We start from the raw sequence: 22,171 nt of genomic DNA, 5'->3' as shown, positions 1-22,171 counted from the left end.
AAACGCCGATATATCTCCACATTTTTTTTATTTTCTCATCCAGAATGTTTGCACCAGCCTGGTCAGGGGGGTACACTCGTATCTTATGCATGCTCCATCCGTTCGGATTGGCGAGCAGACCTTTTCGTTCTTGGGGGAATCTCTACGATGAAACGTTCAAAAATTGGATTTACGTTGGTGGAATTGCTGGTCGTAATCACGATCATCGGCATTTTGATGGGACTTTTACTGCCAGCCGTCAATGCGGCTCGCGAAACCGCTCGTCGTAACCAATGCAATGCCAACATCAAGAACTTGGCCTTAGCGGCAATCCAATACGAAAACGCAAAAGGCCATCTCCCCGGCTGGGTACAAGAGTTCGGTAAATTCGAAGAGGGGGCAGATCCCTCCGACCCAACGAACTATGCTGGCACGGTTCCAACCCACTACAAAATTGGCACTTGGGCCGTTGCCTTATTACCATGGCTTGACGGACAACCGACCTACGAGCATTGGACCGAAGACCGTTATCCGATCATGTCGGATGGCAGCGGCGAATACGAAAAGACGACGGGTGATTCAGGCGAAGGCTTTCATTCGCTCGCAGCCCCCAACATGGCAATTATGCAGTGCCCGAGCAACCCGGTCGCCCGCGGCAACGATGGACTCAATAGCTATGTGTCGAATAACGGGACGGTCGATTTCTCAAATGGTGCGAATGCCGTCACCTTTGCGAATTGCCAGGAGCGAGCAAATGGGGCATTTAAGAATGCGTACGATGATGGCAGTGGCGTTCATTGTGGGGCTCCTGTGCGACTCGATGATTTCAAAGACGGCCCAGGCTTTACCATCCTGTTTTCCGAAAACGTCCAATGTCTTCCATGGCATCGTGCCGGTTTCATTGATGCCGCTGACCTCGAACCAGGCGGTTACACTCCGAAACCAGCTTATAGCAGTTTGAGATACTCTCAATTTACTCAGGGGATGGTATGGCATTATGAAGATCCTACGCCTGATATGTTCGATTCGGACCTTACGCAGTGGAGTAATGGCAAGCCTTCGCCGGTCGCGCCCATTCATCGAATCAATGGCGTCAACGCAGGTAGTCCCGATGTTTTTACGGCGATGATGACAGATGATGACTACGCAAGCGATTATGCTCGGCCTTCGTCTGCACATGTCGACGGAGTCAACGCATCGATGGCAGATGGAGGAACACGTTTCATCGCTGAGAGTATTGATTACCGAGTCTACCAAGCTTTGTTGACCCTTCGCGGCAAAAGCAGTGATGTGCCTTGGCCCGAATTTGTTGTCTCCGACGATGACTTTTAGAGACTTGTAGAGAAAAAAACCGGAGCCTAGGCTTTAGCTGACCCCACGATGAACTTGAGTAACGTTGGAGTCCAGGCTTTAGCCGATTACCATTCTGCGTATTAGTAAAGCTGTTTGGAAATCGCCTAAAGGCTAGACTCCAACGCAACACCGTATAGCTACCTGAGATTTCGAACCAACTTGATTTGAGAACGATGAAATGAAATGTCTGTGCTTTGATGCCGCTCGAGCTTGCTTCAAACTTTCCTTAGCCCTTGCGGTTTCGCTTCTGTCGGTGCAGCAGGCTACGGCCGAAGTTTATGTTTACGGGCACCAATTAGGGAACGAGTCCGACGCAACGATTAGCCGCTATACAAAAACGGACAGCACGACGGGCAGCTGGGATGTCGACTATGGCGTGGTAACGGCTGCCGAGTCGGACACTCAGTTCGCTGCTGATATCCTTGGCAACATCTTTACGATGGATGGCGCCACCATCAAAAGGCTTGTACCTGGCATCGGAGGAAGTCCAGCTTCTTTCTCGACGATTTCTACCGTTGGCACGATACCAACGGTTACCAATTTACGAAATCTAGAAGTTACCAATTCGGGCGACTTCCTATTGTCCGACTCGGGGTCATCGACCATTCATCGCTACAGTCATTCCATTTCGAATTGGCAAAGTGTCGTCATCGACGATCCTGTTCCCGACGGATTGCAAGAGGTTGACGCGACAGGCGACTACGATCCCTTCTCGAACCGCTACATTCTTGGTCTTAATACTGCAACAGTGGCTGTGGAAGTTGATCTAAATGATTTTACCAATGTTGGATCTCAAGTCTTTTCGCTTAACGAGTTAACGTCCCCAGTGGGTGATGAGCGTCTAGGATCGATTGTAGATGGCAAATTTGTTCGCCACACAGGAAACACCGGCCGGCTCGATCGCTGGAATTTATCACCATCTTTTGCGCCTACTTCTTCGACGAGTCTCATTGATCTACCAGGCACTGATGTAGACGCGATGGCTGGCGGAGTCGACCGAAATGCTCAAGAGCTATACGTCTTTTATCAAGATGACAATCAGTTCGGAACGGTCGATGTGAATACAGGTGCCTATCAACCTTTATCAGGCCTTCCGGGACCGACTCCCGCCAATCTCGGTCTCTCCAGCATCACCGTGGTCGACACCGATGTTAAACTAAACAACATTCAAGGCGTGGTTTCTCGTTACAACACGACCATCAGTAGCTTGGAAATTGGTGGCTCCAACGGCACCGGCGATTTGCAAGTAGCATTCAATACGCTCGATTCAACCGGAACGGTTACCGTGGGAGCTTTGGACAGCGGCACTTTGGCCATCGACGCCTTTGCAACCTTTAAATCTGGTGACACCTTCACCAACAGTGCGATTGGCACGACGATGATCGATGCCATGGGGACGCTCGATGCGACAGGCCAAAACGTCAACAACAGCGGATTCATGCGGATCGATGGTGAGTTGATTGGAACTCTGAACAACGAAACCGGAGGAAGAGTCAGTGGCATCGGAGAGATGGATGAATTGAATATCAAATTTGGATCCACACTCGCACCCGGAAACAGCGTCGGCGAAATTGAGGCCACTGTCGTGGCTTGGCAAGGTGGCGGGGCGTTTGAGTTTGAAATCAATGATTTCGCGCCAGGCGGCGAAGGCGGCACCTGGGATCTGCTCACAGCGGACGAACTGGTATTCACCGAATCGGGTGCTGGTGACTATTTGATTTCGGTATCTTCACTCAGCGGAGCAATTCCAGGGGAAGCGTTGAATTTTGATCTGAATGCCGACTACAGTTTAATGTTCGCTCAAGCAAATTTGTTGACCGGTTTTGATGCGGCATTGTTCGATATCGATGCCAGTGGTTTTCAAAATGCAACAGCGGTCGATGCCGCCTGGTCGGTCAGCAGTCAGGACTCGAAACTGTTCTTGAACTATCGAATTTCTGCGGTCCCCGAACCAACCTCATTGGGTCTGTTTAGTGTCCTCGGACTGGCTTGGTCCACACGACGTCGCCGGCGTCGTTGAATCGACGTAGGCCCGACAGTCACGGCTTACCAGTATTCACGGCTTACCAGTGTTTTAATAGATCTTTGATTCGGTCCATTGGTGCAGTCTTATCCTTGCAATTCTTATTAGACACCCTCGCCTTTGCGTAATCGGGACTGCCGATGTATAAAACGGTCCGTTCGCATCGGTCCAGAATCGAAACGTCTCTTAAGAACCAAGTCTTCAAAGCCAACTCAACGTGTCAAAACCTTCCGAGTCAAGTGATCCTCAACCTACGTTTGCAATGATTGGCTGCGCTTATGGAGCGGAGCAAATTGTGAAAGAAACGATTTCGGAACAGGGATGGCGGTTAGCTTTTTCACGTCCCGGATTCGTAACCGCCAAGCATGACGAATCGGTTCCGCCCCCCGAGGGGACGTTCGTTCGAACCTCTTCTTTATCGATCGGGCAAGCCCGGAGCGAGAGTTTTGATGAGCTTGTCAATAAGCTGATCGAAGCGATCGATGCGAAATACCCAGCTGACTTTCGTTTTGACCAAATCCATGTTTGGCCCAAGGACCGCGCTCCGATCGGGCGTTTCGATTTTGAGCCAGGGATCGACGAGGTCTCCAATGCCGTCGGAGAAGCGATTTATGATCGACTCGCGGCCAGTCGTCTGCGGACCGATGCGGTCAACCGTGTCGCCCAGCCGGATGAGTCCGTTTTGGATGTCGTCTTGGTCGAGCCTTCGCATTGGTTCTTTGGAACACACCAAGCACGAAGCTGGCCGTCGCGATGGCCGGGCGGGGTCCAGCCGATCGATTTGGCCGAGCCACCCGTGTCGCGTGCCTATTTTAAGGCAGCCGAGTCGATCGTGTGGAGCGGTTTCGATATGCACCGAGGTGACTTGGCGGCCGAGATTGGAGCCGCACCAGGCGGCGCCTGTGGCAGACTCCTGGAACTTGGGTTGCGGGTGATCGGGATTGATCCAGCGGAAATGGACGAGCGAATCGAATCGCATCCAAATTTTCGTTACATCCAAGCTCGCGCCGACGACTTACCTCGCCGTGAGTATCGAGGTGTCAAATGGATCTTGGTTGATTCGACGGCGAAGCCAGAACAAACGCTCTCGACGGTCGGGAAAATAGTGACCAGTCGGTACAGTGACGTTCGCGGCCTGCTGATCACACTGAAGTTAGGCGATTACAAGGCTGCAAAGAAAATTGACCAATGGATGGAAACCGTCGAATCATGGAATCCATCAAGTGTCCGCGTCCGACAACTTGCCCGCAACCGATGCGAAGTCTGCTTCGCCGTCGAGATGTAGCAAATGCATTTCGATTGCTGCGGATATCATCAACATCTGTAGCAATTGACCTATCGTGTCGCTATCGATTAACGGGAGCGTCAACAATGTGGTTGGCTGGCCTGTGGCTGCAGCTTGCAGTTGTGCCTCTGCGATCGCCTGCTTGGTTCGATCAGCTAGCGTGTAGCGTTCATCTTGCTGGCAATCGGGCTCATTCCTTGGCAACGCATCGGTTCGCCATGAATCCACGGCGACGTGGTTGACGATCAAATCGTTTCGTTTCGGCGTCTCACGCTGAAACGCCCAGCTCAGCGGCGTCACCATTGGCAAATGCTTGGTGAGCAGTCCTTGATACCACTCAGCTGTGGATTGCAGCGCGTTGACCCAGACATTCATCGCCCGCAGGCTACCGGTTCGCCCGCGACCGACCAAATGGTTGATCGCTGTGTATTGAAGCACAACATTCTCGGAGAAAGGAGCCGCCAAAAAATGCTCGTTCATTCGAGCGGCTCCTTCGAGTAGTCTCATGCAGTCGAGTCCGAGCAGGGCGGTTGGCATAAGCGTTACCGAGGACAAGGCTGAAAACCAATCATCGACTCCGTCGGCAATCTCGTAGATTTCACTGCAGCCGATATGATTGGCAAGCGATCGGAGTTTTGTCCGATCGCCTAGGATCGGGATGAGTGCTTCGGACAACGGAAATTCAGGTTCGTGCTGGGGTGAGACGGTTGTCTCTGCTCGTTCGAATGTTTTAATGCAGTGACGCAGTGCCTCGCCGACTTGCCCGTTGCCCTCATCGCGATCGATTGCGATGACTGCAAAGCGACGTTCGGGCAAGGTGTCAACATAGCCGCCAATCGATTGGCGTCTTATCAATGCTGACAATGCATCATTATCAAAGTTGTCGCCCGCGAAGTATAAGCGAGGTCGGCTGCCTCGCTCGGCCCTCGACAACTCGTTGTGATAGGGTTCGCAGGAAGCATTCGTGATCGCTTTGATGTTACGAATCGTCGCTCGGTTGCCCAAAATAACGACCGCATCGATTTTCGCATCGATCGAGTTGGCGACTTTGAAGATACGTCCGAGTAGCGATTCTTCACGGCGAGCGACGTAATCGGCTAATTCGGTTTCGGGTAACCGAAAAAAAGGCGTTTGGATGCAGCGAGCGTGTTTAGGCGCTAGCGGCATGTTGTCGCATGGAAATCGGTTGGCGTTTGCCATTTCGGAGCGGATTTTCTCAAACGCTATCGCTGCCTCCGCGAATTGGTGCTCCGGCACACCATAATCGCCCGTAAGGGCACCGCTAGGATCAAAACGCAATAGACTCATCGATTGGCCGAAGGTGAAAAGTGTGTAGAGAAACGGTTCGAACCAGCAGATTAGCCGATCGGTAGCCGGTTTGACCACTCGACAACCGATGGGGCAGTTTCGAAAGTAGCATCAATTGGCTAAAACAGAGGCGTAGTTCATTGTCACAGCCTCACCCTATTCCATTCGACACGAGAGTAAGAACCTTGACTGAAGTTCGCCGCAAACCCGTTGTCCTCATCATCCGCGACGGATGGGGCCAAAATCCTGACCCAAAGTGGAACGATTGTAACGCAGTCTACCTGGGTAAAACGCCCGTCGCCGATCAGTTGATGCAAAACTACCCGAACACATTGATCGCGACATCCGGTGAGGATGTTGGATTGCCGGATGGAGTGATGGGTAACAGCGAAGTGGGGCACCAAAATATTGGGGCCGGACGAATTGTCGATCAAGAGGTGATGCGGATCACCCGATCCATTCGTGAAGGAGCGTTCTTCGAGAACAAGGTATTGCTCGAGTCGATTGAGCATGTCAAGAAGACGGGTGGGAAATTGCACGTCCTCGGATTGGTGTCTGACGGCCGTGTCCACAGTGATTTGGATCATGCAATCGCCATTGTTGAATTGGCGAAACGTAACAACTTGGCTCAAGACGGCTTGGCTTTCCACGCGATCACCGATGGACGTGACACATCGCCAACCGGCGGTCTAAAGTACGTCGCGAAAGTGGAACAGGCGATGAAAGAACAGGGGGTTGGTTACGTTGCGACCGTCATGGGGCGTTTCTATGCAATGGACCGCGACTTGCGATGGGAACGGGTGGAAGCGTGCTATCAAACGATGGTTCAAGGGTCTCAAGTCACCGCGAACTCGGCCAGCGAAGCGATCCAAGGTTACTATGACAACCCAACCGATTCGAATCGAACGGGGGATGAGTTTATCGAGCCGATTTCGATCCTGCATGATGGAAAGAAAACCGTTGTTTCCGATGGCGATGCCGTCATCTTCTTTAACTACCGTGGCGACCGAACGCGTGAGATTACCAAGGCGTTTACGTTTGATGATGATGCCTGGAAAAAGATCGACGGGGGTGGCTTCGACCGCGGCAAAAAAATTGACAACCTGTACTTCGCCACGATGACCGGTTACGAGACGGGATTGCCCGTGCACGTGATCTTTGAGAAATTGGCCAAGATGCCAAACATCCTCGGTGAGTACGTCGAGTCGCTGGGGTTGAACCAATTCCGCTGTGCCGAAACGGAAAAGTATCCTCACGTAACGTTCTTTTTTAACGATTACCGTGACGCCCCGTTTGCTCATGAGGATCGCGAAATGGCTCCTTCGACCCGAACCGTCTCGACCTACGATCAAGCACCTGAGATGTCGGCTCATGAGATTACCGAAAAAGTGTTGGCCGAAATCGAGTCCGGGCACGCTGAATTGCTGATCGTCAACTATGCTAATGGCGATATGGTCGGCCATACCGGTGTTCTCGAAGCAGCGATCAAGGCGGTTGAAACGGTCGACGAATGTGTTGGCCAAGTCGTTGATGCCGTGCTCGCCAAGGGAGGTTCCTTAATCGTTACTGCCGATCATGGGAACTGCGAACAAATGATTGACCCCGAGACGGGCGGACCGCACACGGCGCATACAACTTACACGGTACCATTGATTGTGGTCGAACCCGGACTGGAGGGAAAAACCCTACGCAGTGGCGGTCGTTTGGCTGACATCGCCCCGACACTTTTGGAACTCATGGGGTTGCCAATTCCAAAAGAGATGACGGGCGAACCGCTGTTAAAGGTTTAAGCCAACCGTAGTGGATCTTGTTAAAGATCCCAACAAAACCGTAGTGGATCTTGTTAAAGATCCCAACAAAACCGTAGTGGATCTTGTCAAAGATCCCAACAAAACCGTAGTGGATCTTGTTAAAGATCCCAACAAAACCGTAGTGGATCTTGTTAAAGATCCCATCTATCCCGTAGTGGATCTTGTCAAAGATCCCAACAAGAACCACTACGGAATTCTTTTCAGTTGTTCTCTAACGAGGTGAGTCGCATGGCAGCGGATGAAAAATCGGTGTGGATTGGCTTTGATCTTGGCGGTACCAAAATGCTTGCGATAGCCTACGACCAAGACTGGAAGATTCTTGGTCGGAGACGCCGGAAAACGAAGAGCCGCAGTGGTTCGGATAGTGGCTGCGAGCGCATCGCCACGACGATCGAACAATTGCTCGAAGAAGCGCAATTGAAGAAGGAGAAGATCGCGGGGATCGGCATCGGTTGCCCGGGACCGATTGACCTCGCAAAGGGCAGGATCTTGATGACTCCTAACCTTGGTTGGGACGACGTTGAAATCGGCAACTTTCTGAAAAAGCGATTCGATTGCGGCGTCGTCGTCGTGAACGACGTTGATGCTGGGATTTATGGTGAGTACCAATTCGGTGCTGCCAAAGGTGCCCGTTGTGCGGTCGGCATTTTCCCGGGGACAGGCGTCGGCGGGGGCTGTGTTTACGACGGTCAAATCCTGCAAGGTGCAAAGTTCAGTTGTATGGAAATCGGTCATATGCGAATTTCGGGCGACACCAGAGTGACGGGTTCAGCAATCACCGGAACCCTTGAAGCGGAGGCAAGTCGATTGACGATCGCAGCGGAAGCGGCCAAGGCGGCATTGCGTGGTGAAGCACCTCATTTATACGACGCCGTAGGAACCGACATTAGCGAGATTCGCAGTGGAGCATTGTCTGATTCGATCAAGAATGGCGACAAGGTTGTCCGTCAATTAGTGGAAGAGGCCGCGCGAAGCATTGGGGTCTCCGTTGCAAACCTCGTCCATTTGTTGGCACCCGATCGGTTTGTCCTTGGCGGCGGCATGGTCGAAGCGATGGAAGATTTGATCGTCAAAACCGTCCGCGAAACCGCTCGAGCAAACGTGATGTCGGTCTACAAAGACGTCTTCGAAGTCGTCGCTGCGAAACTGGGAGACGATGCTGGCGCCATGGGGGCTGCCGCATGGGCTCACCGAAAACTAACCGAGGGTTGATCCGATTCCGCGACTCAAGGCTTGGTCATTGCCAATGCTGTTTCTAACCCGATCGTGATTTCTAGCCATTAGCCGCGGGCGCGTAACGCACTCACGATCATTTAACGCCTTCGGCGAAAAGAATCTTACGGAAAGCAGACCGACGCTCAAACCATCGCTAGTTCTGAGAGCAAAACGATGCCGTATCTGCTTGAGTGGTCTCTTGACTATCTCTGTGACTCCGTGCCTCTGTGAGCGATTCATTGCCGGACGGCGGGGCTCTCACAGAGGCACGAAGGCACGGAGTTTTAGGCGGTCGTGACGTTAGCGACGACGGCTTCGAGGCGTTGCAGGCGTTATCGAAGACCATGGGGATCAGGCCCGCGATCTTGTCGGCACCGCCGGAGAGCGATTTGAGCCCGTCGATCAACTTCACTTCATGGAAATTGATCAGCAGCCCAACTTGCAACCCCGTCAATCTCAATTGGGAGAGCGTTTGCGCTTTGTCGATCGGATGGATAGCAGACTTTGCTTTAAGCTCAACGACAACTTGCGTGACCGCATTAAGGCGTTCAGTCAAGCGTGAAAGGACCTGGACGATCAGTGGATCGACAACGCCGCACCCGACCGCGAGGCCGCCCCTGTCGCGGCGGAACTGGTCCACCTACAAACGACGCCAAGGCTGATCCCGCGACGCTGAGGGCCGCCCTGGCGACCGTGATCGAGGATATCACGCTCTACTGGACCGACGGCGGCCCACGCAAATGGAAGTTCCAACGCGGCAAGATCCGCCTCGATGGCAGCTTGCGTCTACTAGCTACTTCGATGAGGAAAACTTTAGTAGCAACCAATCGCCTAGTCTTGGGGATAGATTACCGAGCGTGATCAAGAGCCGAAGGTAACGCGGCAAAATCACATCGGGGCGGCGGCGGCGTACACAATCGAGAACGATGGCAGCCACTTCATCGGCGGCGAGGCCTTTGACCTTGGTTCCACCGCCTGGACGACTTGCTTCAACGGGGATGTTGCCATCGAGCTTTGATTGATAACGGCTACCTTCGTCGTCGCGACGGATTGGTCCAGGGTTGATTAGCCCGACATGGACACCACGAGATAGCCACTCGAGTCGCATTTGCTGGGTCATGCCTGCCAGTGCATGTTTGGCAATACAGTAACCGCCGAGGTAGCGAGTGCCCACTTTGGCCGCCAGGGAGCCGATGTTGATGATGACGCCACTCGATTCTTCCAGCAGCGGCAATGCGGCTTTGGAGCAATGAAGGGTCGTACAAACGTTCTGCTCAACCAAATCGATCATTCGCTCGCTCGTCAGATTCTCGATCGCTCCTCGGTCGCTCGTCCCGACGCAATTAACCAACACATCGAGTCGTCCAAAGTGATCACCGACCTGACGAATGGTTCGAACGGCGTCCGCTTCGATTGTAAGGTCGGCGGCACAACAAAGCGTTTGTTCGGTCGTTCCGATCGCACTTCTCGCGGATTCTAAACGTTCTTGGTTCCGGCCCACAATGGCGACGCGATACCCGGCGGAGGCAAACGTTGTGGCAATCACCCGCCCTAGCCCCGCGGAGCCTCCAGTAACTAGAACTACAGGATTCGTCTTTGCAGTTGACAAGGTCGATCGATTCCCAAATAAAGAATGTGTGAAGTTTGAATAAAACAGGTTAGGCGTTAAGCATCTTGTCTCCAAGCCTACTGGGCGGGAAACGGTCAAACGATAAATTACCATCAAATGAAGCCGTTGTCGGCATCTTGAACTCTAAAGGAAATTCTGAATGACTCGTCCCCGAATCGAAGATGCATCGACGAAAATTGTGGCAACCGTTGGTCCCGCTTGCGATAGCGTCGACAAATTGGTTGAGTTGATCGAAGCGGGAGCGGACGTGTTCCGTATCAATACCGCCCATGGTGATCGGCAACAACACGAGCAAGTCGTAGCAAACATTCGCAAAGCTGCAACGAAGACGGGCTATGATCCTGGTATCCTGCTCGATTTGGCTGGCCCCAAAATTCGTCTTGGCCAGCTTGTCACCGACCCAATGAACTGTGAAATCGGTGCAACCTTTACTTTTATACGAGGCGACAACCCCAAGACGGACCATGAATTGACGAGCACCTATGCAAAGCTAGTCGATGAGCTGAACGTTGGCGACCGTGTCATGTTAGCCGATGGGCTGGTCTCTCTAAAAGTCACCAAGTCGACGGCGGATCGAGCCGAATGTGTTGTGACCGCGAGTGGCATCACGCGCAGTCGCCAAGGAATCAATCTTCCAGGTGTCAATTTATCCGTTTCTGCGATGCGACAACAAGATGTCGACAACGCCATTTGGGCCGCAAAGAATGGGATTGATTTCATCAGCCTCTCGTTTGTCCGTAAACCGGGCGACGTCCAGACGCTAAAGAATTTGTTGTTAAGCTATGAATCGAACGCGGTCGTGATCGCAAAGATCGAAAAACCAGAAGCGCTCGACCACCTTGAAGAGATTGTCGACGTTGCCGACGGCATCATGGTTGCACGTGGTGATCTAGGCGTCGAAATTGATGTCGCCGAAACGCCTGTTGCTCAAAAGCGAATTATTTCGGTTTGCAAAGAAAAGATGAAACCGGTCATCGTGGCCACTCAGATGCTCGAGTCAATGCACACCAGCAGCCGCCCAACGCGTGCGGAGGCGAGTGACGTCGCCAATGCGATCCTCGATGGAACGGACGCCTGTATGTTGAGCGGGGAAACCGCCATTGGAAACTATCCGGTAAAGTCGGTGGAAATGATGAATCGGATTATGTTGTGTACCGAACGAGAATTGCTACGGCAATCTTCGCACGAAGTCGTCAACAATAGCCGAGTTCAACAAACAACGACTGCCGTGACCGTCGCAGCGACCTACATCGCCGAGGCCATCCATGCCAAATTGATCGTGATCGCAACCAAGAGCGGCAACACCGCGTGGATCAAAAGCCAAAGTCGAAGCCGCATTGCGACGTTGGGTGTTAGTGATTGTGCGGCGACCCTTCGTCGAATGTCACTGCTCTGGGGCATCAAGCCAATCGGTTCCGACTTGATCGATCACACGCCCGAGTTCATTGACGAGATTTGCGATTGGGCAAAGGCGAGTACGGACATCAAAAGGGGTGATCAAATCGTCTTTGTCACCGGTACGGGCGTCATTCAAAAAGCACACAACATGCTAATCGTGCATAGTGTGGAGTAGAAGTAACTTGGCGAACGAGTTCGTTTCTCTCCCGAGCGAAGAGGTACAGAAACCGTAAACAACTGCCTACTCCGCTTGCTGGAGCGATTTCAATTTGGCTATCAGCTGGTCAATCCGAGTTGCCGTTTCGTCCGTCGTCGGATCTTCACTTTCGAGATCGGCGATCTGGCTTTCGAGTTGCTCAATTCGCTTTGAGAGCGGTGGTGGGTTCGCCGCGAGAGTCTGTTTCGACTTTGGTGTTTCTGTTTCGGCTACGAAAACTTTCCCGGACCAATCTCCATACACGATCCGCTTCCCGTCATAGCTAACCGATGCATCCAATACGGCTTCACTCATTGGTTCGAAATCTCGAATAGGGTTGCCACTCGTGTCCCATAGTTTGACACGTTTGTCTTTGCCCGCGGTAATCAAACGTCCTTGATGGTCAAATGCAACATCGGTAACGCCTCCAGCGTGTGCTCCGATAGACTTAATGACTTTGCCGCTAACGACATCCCAAATTTTGACGGTTCCATCATCCGAAGCACTGGCAAAGACGTTCGAGTCGTCACGCCAGGCGACTGCGTTGATGGCTGCTTTGTGATCGGTTAAATCCAGGTAGATGCGGCCTGTATCGGCCTCCCATAAAACGAGACCTGCCGAGCGATCCCCGGAAGCGACGAGGACTCCATCGGGACTAAACGCGACCGCGTAGATCCAATCGGTATGTTTTTTAAGATCGAACACCAATTCGCCGCTCGACGCGTCGTAGATACGCAACATTTTTTGTGGACCGCCCATCGCAACCCGACTCATGGACGAGTTGACATCGGCATCAAGGACGACATCTAGCTCATCGCCGATTGTGGCTTCTCTTTCACCAGTCGTGACGTTGTAAATGGCAGCAATGCCTAAAAACGAATGCTCGCCACCGCCAGCAATCAAGAACTGCCCGTCACCGCTGAACCGCAATGATTGGGCAATCCCTTCTTCGAACGGCAAGATTCCGAGAAGTTCCGCCGTATCGGTGTTATACAAAACAATCTGTTTCTGGCCCGCGATAGCGACGAGCGGAGCCCAGGGACTGCATGCAATTGCCGTGATTGCCGCCGCGCGTTTGGTAACGACGGGTACGGTTTGCGGAATCGATTCGGGCATCGCCGCCGGTCCGTCTGGCTTACCGCCCCCCGATGCGACGAACGACAACGCATTCTGCTTTTTCTTCTTGGCTGTTGAACCCGAATTTTCAAGGATCCCTCCTTCGATCCATTTCAGCACCGTCGTCAACTGTTCGGCGGGGATCTTATCTTGATTGGGCGGCATGACGGGGGTGTCGTCATGGTTGATCAATTGCCAAAGCCGACTCGCCGACGCGTCACCATCATCGTAGACCACCTCGCCGCTACCGCCCCCTTCAACGAGCGACAGGTACGAATCGAGCGCCAAACCACCCTTTTGATCGCTTTGGTTGTGACAGCTCAAACAGTGTTGGCGGAAGATCGGTTTGACATGATCTTCGTAGGTGATTTTGTCGTCCGCTTGGCTCGATAGCAAACAGCTGACCGAAACAACGAGAGTGAGTAAATGACGGTTCATGATTGTTGATGGTGAAACATGGAGACTTGGCCGGGATTACGATCAATCAGTGGTTAAATGCAAATTCGCGGCTGTTGAGGACAGCCCAAAAGATGTCGGTCAATTGCGGGATCCTACTATCCGCTTGATTCTTTTTCCCGTTACTGCCGGCTGACTTCCCAGTCGGTAGATCGAGTCCGTTCGCGATCAATTTTTCACGTTCCTCAGGTGTCGGGTATCTCGACAAGCAACGAGCATAAATTCGATCGATCACTTGCTCGGAGCTTAAGTTATCTTCCTTGACCCACCGCTGAATCACTTTTCCCTGATTGATTTTGTTGCTAATCGAGTTTCCATTTAACAGGTGCAAGGCTTGTGACAGGGAGGGTGAGGTCGAGGCTTCGCATTCGCAAACGGTCGTTCTGGGCGAGCGACCAAACGCATCGAGAAAATAGTTCGAGGTCGCCCCGTCCGCGATCTGCACCGCACTGGCCCCGATTGGCAACCCACGGAACTTGTCGGGCGATTCGGTGACTTGGACGATGCAGTCTAGCAAACTTTCCGCCGGAATTCGTCGGACAACCGCATGGGCGTAGTTCCGAGTATCGTGGGCATTTGATTCATTGGCCACACTGGATCGTTGATAGGCATCGCTATTACAGATGTCACGCACCAGCGCACTCAATTCAAAATCATAGGCGACCAGTTTTTTGCCAAGCGCGTCAAACAACTCGGGATTGCTCGGCGGATTGCTAACCCGAATATCATCGACTTGGTCAACGAGGCCGACGCCCATGAAATGGGCCCAAACACGATTGGCAATCGAGGATGCGAAGAATGGGTTTTCGGCATCGGTCAACCAGTCCGCAAGGATTACACGTCGATCCTTCCCCTTCGTTTCGGGCGTCTCGCCTCCGAGGAACTTTGGAGGAAGGGGTTTCCCGGTCAGTGGATGATTGACTTCGCCACTAAAGCGGTTGAACACAATTTTTTCACGATAGTCTTCGGCTTGCTTGCGGCCGACTTGCGAAAAGAAGGAGGCGAAGCCGTAATAATCGTTTTGGGTCCAACGATCAAAGGGATGATTGTGGCATTGTGCACATTGGGTTCGAATTCCCATGAACACTTGGGCGACATTCTCGGCCGTCTTTAGCGTATCGCGTTCGACCTCGTAAAAATTCGTTGCGGGCGAAGTGAACGTGCCCCCGGTCGCTGTCAACAACTCACGCACCATCTCGTCGATCGGTACTTTTCGAGCAAATTTGTCTGTTAGCCAGTTGGCGTATAAAAACGCCGACTTGTAGCTCACGTCGTTACTACTTTTAATCATCAGTAATTGAGCAAATTTCATCGCCCAAATTTCACTGAACTCTTTTCGCTCAAGCAATCGGTCGATCAGCTCGGCTCGCTTGTTTTCACTCGAATCCGCGACAAAGTGATCGAATTCTTGTTGAGTGGGTAGCAAGCCGGTGATATCAATTGTCACTCGTCGAATAAACTCTTCATCACTGCATCGCTCACTTGGTAGAATCCGTAGTTGCTTCAGTTTCTTGCCAACCAATTGGTCGATTTCATCACCCGCAATCTCGGGCGGCGTGTATTGTAAATCGGCTGGCAATGCCAACACTTGGCTGCCGACGGTGTGGGTATCGAAGCGAGCCATCACGAATGCTTCCCCCCGTTGTCCCGCGGTCACGATTCCCGCGTCATCAATTGCAGCCGTCGACGAATTGTTGGAGTTAAAGGCAGCCAGACGAGTCACATCGCGAGTCGAGCCATCGCTATAGGTTGCAACGGCAACAAAACGCTGGCTCGTCCCCTCCCCTTCCAAGACCGCTTGCGGGGGCAAGATTGAAACCGACTCGACGGCTGGCGGCTCTGCATCGGCGGGATCATTCTTGGCACCCTTTTCCAGCCACTCTAAGATCGTCGCGTAGTAATCGGACTCGGCATCAAAGAGTTTGCCACCGGTGTGCGGAACCGCCCCGGTTGCCTTCTTTAGCAGCAAACTCTCTTCGGGAACGGCCAGGTTGACTCGCCGAAATCCAATCTCGCGAGTGATCCTGAAATAGTCGCCTTGGGGATCGAACCCGAACAAACTCAAGTTGAAACCATCCTTACCGCTGGCCGCTCCGTGGCAAGAACCTGTATTGCAACCCGATCGAGTCAAAACGGGCATCACATCGTTCTTAAAGCTGATTTCAGGTCGATTCGATGCCCCCGCAACGGTAACATGCACACGCACGCTCGAACCAGCATAGCGGGCGACCAAATCGGTTTCGCCGTCCGCGAGTGGATACAACTGATAACCATCAAGCTTGGCAATTTTCGGGTCATCGATTGACCAGTCGACTCGATCGCTGGCATCTTCGGTAATTCCATCAGGCCGCAAAAGTACGGCCACAAAAGATTGAAAGTCTCGAGCCGAGTTGAGTTTGATCTCCGGCGGGTAGACCGAAAGCTTAGGCTTTTCCGAAGTCGCTCCTGTGACCGATGCCGATGCGGCAACCGCCCCTGGCGTCATGCAAGCAGCTTGCAGCAATGCGGTGCAAACGATTGCAGCGAAAATAGACCCGCGCGGTCGAGCTTGAATTCGATAGTCCATGATTAATTCTGCTTCATTTGTCGGAGTTGTTCGAGTCGGCTGAGCGGTTTCGGCTCTGCTTTCTTCGGTTCGGCTTTTTTCTCTTCCGTTTTTGGCTTTGGCTGTTCCACTTTTTTCACGGGCAACGGCTTATCCAATCGCAATTCACCCGTTCCGTTGGTTTGGTGAATGATTTCGTCACCCACCTTCACTCTGGATTGGCAAACGAGCGTCTTGTGTTTGCCTGGCTTTGCGTCAGCAGCAACCACGATGCGAAAGGTTAGCATCGTTGTATCCTTGGAAACCTTTTGGATGGGCTCGGCACATGTCACACCATTGGGGATGCCGACCAATTCGACCTCCGCATCCGCTGCGTCCGATCCCGTACCCTCAGCATTCGCATCGGCTGCTACCTCATTTTCATCGACAACGGTCGTGGACGGTAGATCACGCAACACTTCGACTTCGACGGCGACGGTTGCTTCGGTTCCAAGCTCTGCGGTCGTTCTTGGGAAGCTATACTTGAACAACGAATCTTGAACTTCCAATTCGATCGGCGGCGATGCGATTTCGGCGTTGCCGTTACTTGTCGGATAGGTTGCAATCATGATGAGTGGCCAAACGCCGATTGCGGCGTTTCCATTGGCCGTAATCGGGATATTCACTTCCGACTTTCCCTTTTCAATCTTTCGGCTATTGTTGATGCCAATGCCAGGCGGATTGTAAAGCGTGCGGAGCGAAACAGCGCCATTAAAACCTTTATCACGAACGATGCGAACGATCAGATCCTTGCTGCCGCTGCGAACGATCGGCGTTTTAGGTTGGACCAACTCGATCGAAAACGGCGCCGCATCGGTGACCGCAATTGCAGCTCGATCGGAATCGTAACTCCACATACCACGACGGTTCTGGCCAAGGACTAATTTATGTGTTTGAGCGAAGTTTCCCTGAACATCGGCATGCTTCGAATCCCCGGTTGCTTCGATATTAAAAAGTGAAGCGTCGTGCTTGGCTTCGGATGACGCCGTAAACAAGATGGGTATCTCTGAGCGTCCTTTGGGGATCGGGTACGTTGTTGCGGTCACTCCTTCGGGTAGGCCGAGCACGTGGGGCTCGATTGCATCGTTGTAACCTTGGCGCGAAGCCGTGATGACGGTAGCGGTTTGCCCCCCGATGGGGACCGAGATGACTTCCGCTTGATCACGGCGTCCTTCTTTGAGAGTTAGCGCAAACGTCGGATTCGCTTTCTCGACTTCGATCCGGTATTGATGTAGGGGACTTCCGCCGCGCAGGTGGTCGTAGATGCGAATCGTATGTGCGCCGTCGACTTTCGTTGCAAACTCAAGCGACGGATCAACGCTGCCATTCACGTCGTCCGAGGAGACGATCGTTTTGTAGTCGGGACCAAACACGTTCAATACCGCATCGAGTGGCGAACGCAGACAGTTGCGAGCGAAAACGTTGACACGGTACCGTTCCCCCTTTTTGCACTCGAACTGAAAGGCATCGAAATCACCCGGTTGACCAATCACGCCACAAAGTGCAGCAGGCACCGTCACGGATGGTGCCTTGCGATGATTGTTATTCTGCGGTTCATCCTCCATGACCACAGGTAGCGTATTGACACGAATCCAATTGGGCGATGGTGAAATACCATCCTCGTTCTCGGTAACAACGGCGTAGCGACTCCTGGACTCACTGGGCAAGACAACGGATCCTTCTTCGGTCTCACCGCTCAAGTGAATCAACTTGGCATTCAATGTCGATCCTGGCACACCGCCACCTGGAATGGCCGCGACCGGACGTGGGAAAGTTCCGACATGTAACCGATAGCTGCAGCTTGGATGACCACCAAACGAGCTGTCTCGCACTAAAACGGTATAAACCCCATCGGACTCGGCCGTATAAGAACAAACACCGTCTTGCCCAAGAAACGCTGAATCATCGCTGGTCGCCAATTCAAATCGCCCTTGGTCGAGAATGGCAATGTAAGGATCGAGGATGTTCTGATTGTTCAAAGAATAGGCCAACCGGATACCTTCGATCTCGACCTGAAGACTTTGCCCCGCCGCAAGTTTGACCGCATAGTGATCCACATCTTCGCGTTCGATCACGCCTTCGATTGTCGTGTTGAGCTCAATCGGTTGCTGAGTTTCAATCCCATTGTTCGGTTCGACCTCTTTGACGATTGGCATCGCTCCCACGCCTAGCAAGCGTAGGTTGGCAATTCCTGATTTCGTGACCAAGCGAATTGGGTAGAGGCCAGGAGCGATTGTGGGGTCGGTCTTGATCGTTATCTCGACCTTCTTGTTATCGATAGGCTTGACGTCGAGAATGGTTAGACCATCGACATCGGAAAGAACTTGATGAGCGTCCTTCAGTCGATTGCCAACTAGCGAGATCGTCGTTTCCTCACCTCGGACGACGCCGCGTGGTTCGAGCCTCTCGACGACCGGAAGTGATGCGATCGCCGTTATCGGCAAGTACACCAAAGCCAAGAACGCCAACGTGGTTTTTAATCGGCTGTGTATCATAAGTCGGTTCGGTTGAGAGGATCGAATCAAACAGTGGCTGATTTGCTCTTCTGCACAAATTCTCAGGTAGTGGATCTTGTTAAAGATCCTGACGCAAATTCTCAGGTAGTGGATCTTGTTAAAGATCCTGACGCAAATTCTCAGGTAGTGGATCTTGTTAAAGATCCTGACGCAAATTCTCAGGTAGTGGATCTTGTTAAAGATCCTGCACAAATTCTCAGGTAGTGGATCTTGTTAAAGATCCTGACGCTTGAGGATCTTTAACAAGATCCACTACTGGAAGACTCATTTCTTACAAGAGATATCAAGCCAACAACGGCGTAATCAGTTTTCCGCCATTCACAATCTCGATCGGACGGTCACCGGGCGCCATTAATTCTTTGTCGGCGACAATACCAAGCAACCGATACATCGTGGTCGCTAGGTCTGCAGGTGAGACCGGGTCGAGTTCCGGCTCCGATGCGGTTGAGTCCGAAGCACCATGGATCAACCCTGCTTGGATACCACCGCCAGCCAACATGACACTGAACACCTTCGGCCAGTGGTCACGACCAGCGTCCGCATTGACTTTCGGGGTCCGACCGAATTCACTTGTTAGCATCACCAACGTTTCATCCAGCAAACCACGTTCGGACAAATCATCGAGCAACGCTGACAGGGCAACATCCAAACGGGGCATCAAATTTCGAACGCCTGCGGTAATGTTGGCATGCATATCCCATCCGCCATAGGTAAGTGTTACCAACCGCGATCCTGCTTCGACCAAGCGGCGAGCCATCAGCATGCGTTGGCCCGCTTCGTTGCGACCATATCGGTCTCGCATCTTTGCATTTTCTTTCGACAAGTCGAACGCTTCTTTTGCAGCAGGGGTATCGAGCAAATCGTAAGCGCGCTGATAGAACGTGTTCATCGCATCAACACTATCGCATGAACCACGTTCGGCAAAACGTTGATTCACGATTTCGAGTGCCGATTTTCGTCGAATGAAACGCTCTTGGTCGACTCCCCCCGCCAAGTCCAAGTCACGAACTTTGAAATCATCGCGTGCGGGATCGGCGCCCAAAGCGAAAGCCCCATAGCTACTCGGCAAGTAGCCCGTTCCCGCATATTCATTGGGCACTTTGGGGATGCAAATGTAAGGGGGTAAATTATTTCGAGGCCCATATTCATGGCTGACCACAGCCCCAAAACTGGGGTAACTCAGTGCGGGGCTTGGTTTATAGCCGGTGAACATATTATGCGTTCCCCGTTCATGTGCCGCTTCACCGTGGGACATCGACCGGATCACGCTAAATTTGTCCGCACGCTTTGCCAATTGGGGAATCGATTCGCAGAACACTTCCCCCGTATTCGTCTTGACCGTCCCCATCTCGCCTCGGTACTCGAGAGGACTGTAGGGTTTCGGATCGAACGATTCTTGCTGAGCCAATCCGCCCGGCAGAAAAATATGAATGACACTCTTGGCTTTCGCTTCAATAAAGTCATAGTGTTTTTGTTCTGCAGCCGCTTGTCGCATAAGCAAATCGGGTAGCGATAACCCGAGTCCACCAAGCGTTCCCGCGGCAAGAAAGCCGCGGCGACTAAAGGGATTTCCGTGACAACGCATGTGAAAACCTTCTTGTTTGAGTACGGTTTCTTTGAGTACGGAGCTTTGTAGCATCAACAGACCGCCCGAAATTCTCGCGGTGGAATTTTGGCAGAGCTGTAAAAGAATTGATTGGAAGGTGGGTTAATAATCAGGTTGAATTGGTAGAATTTCAATCAACTTTCAACCTGACAAGGCGGGTCTTTCACAATATGCTGCGAAAGGGTGTTACTGAACTGACGGGCTGGATTGTGACATTTTACCGCACCCAAAAACTCGAGTCAAACGCTTTCGACGACGGAATGACGATTCAAACCTCCCAATCAGCGTGCCCAGCACAAGCAAAAAGGCCGAAAATCGCTTGGTTTATCGCTGCGGTCGGCCTACTTGTCGGAGTGGTGGGTTTCTCTGTTGGACACTTCCAATTTATGGAACCACTTCCACAGCACCATCAAAAAATCAGCCAAGTGGTCGGCGAATCAATGGCCCCCTCATTGATGGGGGCACACTTCAGTTCTCATTGCCCAAATTGCCAAATCCAAATACTCGTTCCCCTCCATGGTGCGACCCCCGCGATTCCCAAAAGCGGAATCGTATGTTGGCACTGCGGTGCGTCGGTTTCGGCGGAGCAAGTCAAATTGTCCGGGAACTTGATCCCAGGCGATCAAGTTCGCATCAATGACGAAACCAGATCCTTCGAACTTGGCGATATGGTGGCTATCAATGTCGATGGTCGCATGCGAGTCAAACGTATCCTCGGATTGCCAGGAGATATTATCGTTCTCGATGGAACGCGTTTGCGAGTTCAAGAGAAATCTTTTCCAACATTGGCACCGCTTGTTCGTGTCGACTCGGATCGATACCGCAGCCAATCGCGGTGGCTACCAGGTGCGGGTGGCGATGCATCGCATTGGAAACGCGTGAACCGTACCTGGGAGCACGGGCCCTCGAAGCAAATCAACGATTGGTTGTGTTACCACCACTTTGCGGTATACCGCCAAAACCAGGCATCGCCCGTGATGGACGATTACCCGATCAACTCATCGATCGTCCGGCGTTTGAATCGTGCCGAGCATTTGGCCGTTGAAGTGATCGTTCATGATGACAACAAAATCCATTCAGAACGGCCGATTGTACTGGAGACACTCTTTTGGAATCCGGACGGTGTCAGAGTCATGAAATCATCGCTCATTCGTGGAGCATCGACGATTGTCCGCTCATCGGAATCATCGAAAGCCAATCTCGGTCAGCTCACCGAGTCGACAGCGTCCAACGACAGGCACGCGTCACCGATCGCCCCCCGGAACAGACGCATTGGGCTCGAGGAGCGGAACGACAATGAAAGTGATCGTCCATCAAATGTGGCGATGGATGATGTCAGTCGCTTGGTGGCTCCGACGCACCCGATCGCCATTCGGTTTGCATGGGAAGACGGTCAAGGGTATCAGGGGCTCCGATTGGAGCTGAACGTATTTCGCGAAATAGAGTACCGGGTTCGCCCCCAAGACGATATGTCTGGCTTTCCGCTCCGCTTGGCGGAGGATCAGTACTTTGTCGTAGGAGACAATGTCCCGGTATCGGTCGACAGTCGGACGTTCGGCCCCATCGACGAAAACCAACTCATTGGCAAAGTTGAGCCGATAAGCACCGTCCAATGAACATGGAAATGGTGTAGGATCAGAATAACTCACAGCCTTTCCAGCCTTCGAAGAGTGCTGGATTTTGCTTCGTGCATTG

General features: G+C 52.4%; 15 protein-coding genes. 8 read left to right on the top strand and 7 right to left on the bottom strand.

All coding sequences use genetic code 11. The features are described from left to right. Positions 1–147: 147 nt before the first annotated feature. From Q31b_RS26775 to Q31b_RS26765, 3 genes are all read left to right on the top strand, one after another. Positions 148–1,311, top strand: coding sequence for a DUF1559 domain-containing protein (locus tag Q31b_RS26775; RefSeq protein WP_146602746.1), 1,164 nt, complete (start codon positions 148–150; stop codon positions 1,309–1,311). A gap of 199 nt (positions 1,312–1,510) precedes the next feature. Further along, positions 1,511–3,352 carry a PEP-CTERM sorting domain-containing protein gene (locus Q31b_RS26770; protein WP_146602745.1) on the top strand — a complete coding sequence of 614 codons (1,842 nt, stop codon included), beginning with the start codon at positions 1,511–1,513 and terminating at the stop codon, positions 3,350–3,352. Between the two features lie 220 nt (positions 3,353–3,572). Continuing rightward, the gene (locus tag Q31b_RS26765; protein WP_231617881.1) at positions 3,573–4,640 is read left to right on the top strand and encodes an SAM-dependent methyltransferase; all 1,068 of its coding nucleotides are present in this window, start codon (positions 3,573–3,575) and stop codon (positions 4,638–4,640) included. On the opposite strand, the gene Q31b_RS26760 is transcribed toward Q31b_RS26765, so the two are convergent. Beyond that, a complete protein-coding gene (locus Q31b_RS26760) occupies positions 4,575–5,948 on the bottom strand; it encodes a glucose-6-phosphate isomerase (protein WP_197172460.1) in 1,374 nt (457 codons plus the stop codon). The two genes, Q31b_RS26765 and Q31b_RS26760, sit on opposite strands and share 66 nt — an antisense overlap. Before the next feature lie 185 nt (positions 5,949–6,133). On the opposite strand from Q31b_RS26760, the gene gpmI reads away from it, so the two are divergent. Together gpmI and Q31b_RS26750 are read left to right on the top strand one after the other, a co-directional pair. Next, on the top strand, positions 6,134–7,738 hold the full coding sequence (gene gpmI / locus Q31b_RS26755) for a 2,3-bisphosphoglycerate-independent phosphoglycerate mutase (RefSeq protein ID WP_146602743.1): 1,605 nt from the start codon (positions 6,134–6,136) through the stop codon (positions 7,736–7,738). A 249-nt stretch (positions 7,739–7,987) separates the two neighbouring features. Beyond that, the gene (locus tag Q31b_RS26750; RefSeq protein ID WP_146602742.1) at positions 7,988–8,971 is read left to right on the top strand and encodes an ROK family protein; all 984 of its coding nucleotides are present in this window, start codon (positions 7,988–7,990) and stop codon (positions 8,969–8,971) included. A gap of 157 nt (positions 8,972–9,128) precedes the next feature. Here Q31b_RS26750 and Q31b_RS29205 read toward each other — a convergent pair whose 3' ends face one another. Both Q31b_RS29205 and Q31b_RS26740 read right to left on the bottom strand, forming a co-directional pair. After that, positions 9,129–9,614, bottom strand: a complete 486-nt coding sequence (locus Q31b_RS29205) for a GxxExxY protein (RefSeq protein ID WP_231617880.1) — start codon at positions 9,612–9,614, stop codon at positions 9,129–9,131. A gap of 153 nt (positions 9,615–9,767) precedes the next feature. Further along, positions 9,768–10,697 (bottom strand): SDR family NAD(P)-dependent oxidoreductase, encoded by a 930-nt coding sequence (locus tag Q31b_RS26740; RefSeq protein WP_146602741.1) that lies wholly within the window; start codon positions 10,695–10,697, stop codon positions 9,768–9,770. 46 nt (positions 10,698–10,743) lie between these two features. Between Q31b_RS26740 and pyk the strand changes: the two genes are divergently transcribed. After that, positions 10,744–12,177, top strand: coding sequence for a pyruvate kinase (gene pyk / locus Q31b_RS26735; protein ID WP_146602740.1), 1,434 nt, complete (start codon positions 10,744–10,746; stop codon positions 12,175–12,177). A 66-nt stretch (positions 12,178–12,243) separates the two neighbouring features. On the opposite strand, the gene Q31b_RS26730 is transcribed toward pyk, so the two are convergent. From Q31b_RS26730 to Q31b_RS26720, 3 genes are all read right to left on the bottom strand, one after another. Continuing rightward, positions 12,244–13,752, bottom strand: coding sequence for a c-type cytochrome domain-containing protein (locus Q31b_RS26730; protein ID WP_146602739.1), 1,509 nt, complete (start codon positions 13,750–13,752; stop codon positions 12,244–12,246). A 46-nt stretch (positions 13,753–13,798) separates the two neighbouring features. Next, positions 13,799–16,255 (bottom strand): DUF1549 and DUF1553 domain-containing protein, encoded by a 2,457-nt coding sequence (locus tag Q31b_RS26725; protein WP_231617891.1) that lies wholly within the window; start codon positions 16,253–16,255, stop codon positions 13,799–13,801. 83 nt (positions 16,256–16,338) lie between these two features. Beyond that, positions 16,339–18,849, bottom strand: coding sequence for a PPC domain-containing protein (locus Q31b_RS26720; RefSeq protein ID WP_146602737.1), 2,511 nt, complete (start codon positions 18,847–18,849; stop codon positions 16,339–16,341). Positions 18,850–18,882: 33 nt separating this feature from the next. On the opposite strand from Q31b_RS26720, the gene Q31b_RS26715 reads away from it, so the two are divergent. Continuing rightward, positions 18,883–19,074 (top strand): hypothetical protein, encoded by a 192-nt coding sequence (locus Q31b_RS26715; RefSeq protein ID WP_146602736.1) that lies wholly within the window; start codon positions 18,883–18,885, stop codon positions 19,072–19,074. 79 nt (positions 19,075–19,153) lie between these two features. Here the strand turns inward: Q31b_RS26715 and Q31b_RS26710 are convergent, their stop codons facing one another. Continuing rightward, complete coding sequence (locus Q31b_RS26710) at positions 19,154–20,455, bottom strand: DUF1501 domain-containing protein (protein WP_146602735.1); 1,302 nt, start codon at positions 20,453–20,455, stop codon at positions 19,154–19,156. 281 nt (positions 20,456–20,736) lie between these two features. Between Q31b_RS26710 and Q31b_RS28735 the strand changes: the two genes are divergently transcribed. Continuing rightward, positions 20,737–22,092: a S26 family signal peptidase gene (locus Q31b_RS28735; protein ID WP_197172453.1), complete on the top strand. Its 1,356-nt coding sequence runs from the start codon at positions 20,737–20,739 to the stop codon at positions 22,090–22,092. The last annotated feature ends 79 nt before the right edge of the window (positions 22,093–22,171 follow it).

This window comes from Novipirellula aureliae, assembly GCF_007860185.1.
Taxonomy (GTDB): domain Bacteria; phylum Planctomycetota; class Planctomycetia; order Pirellulales; family Pirellulaceae; genus Novipirellula_A; species Novipirellula_A aureliae.
Note: the sequence above shows the minus strand (reverse complement) of the source record. Positions and strands in the feature narration are given on the sequence as shown.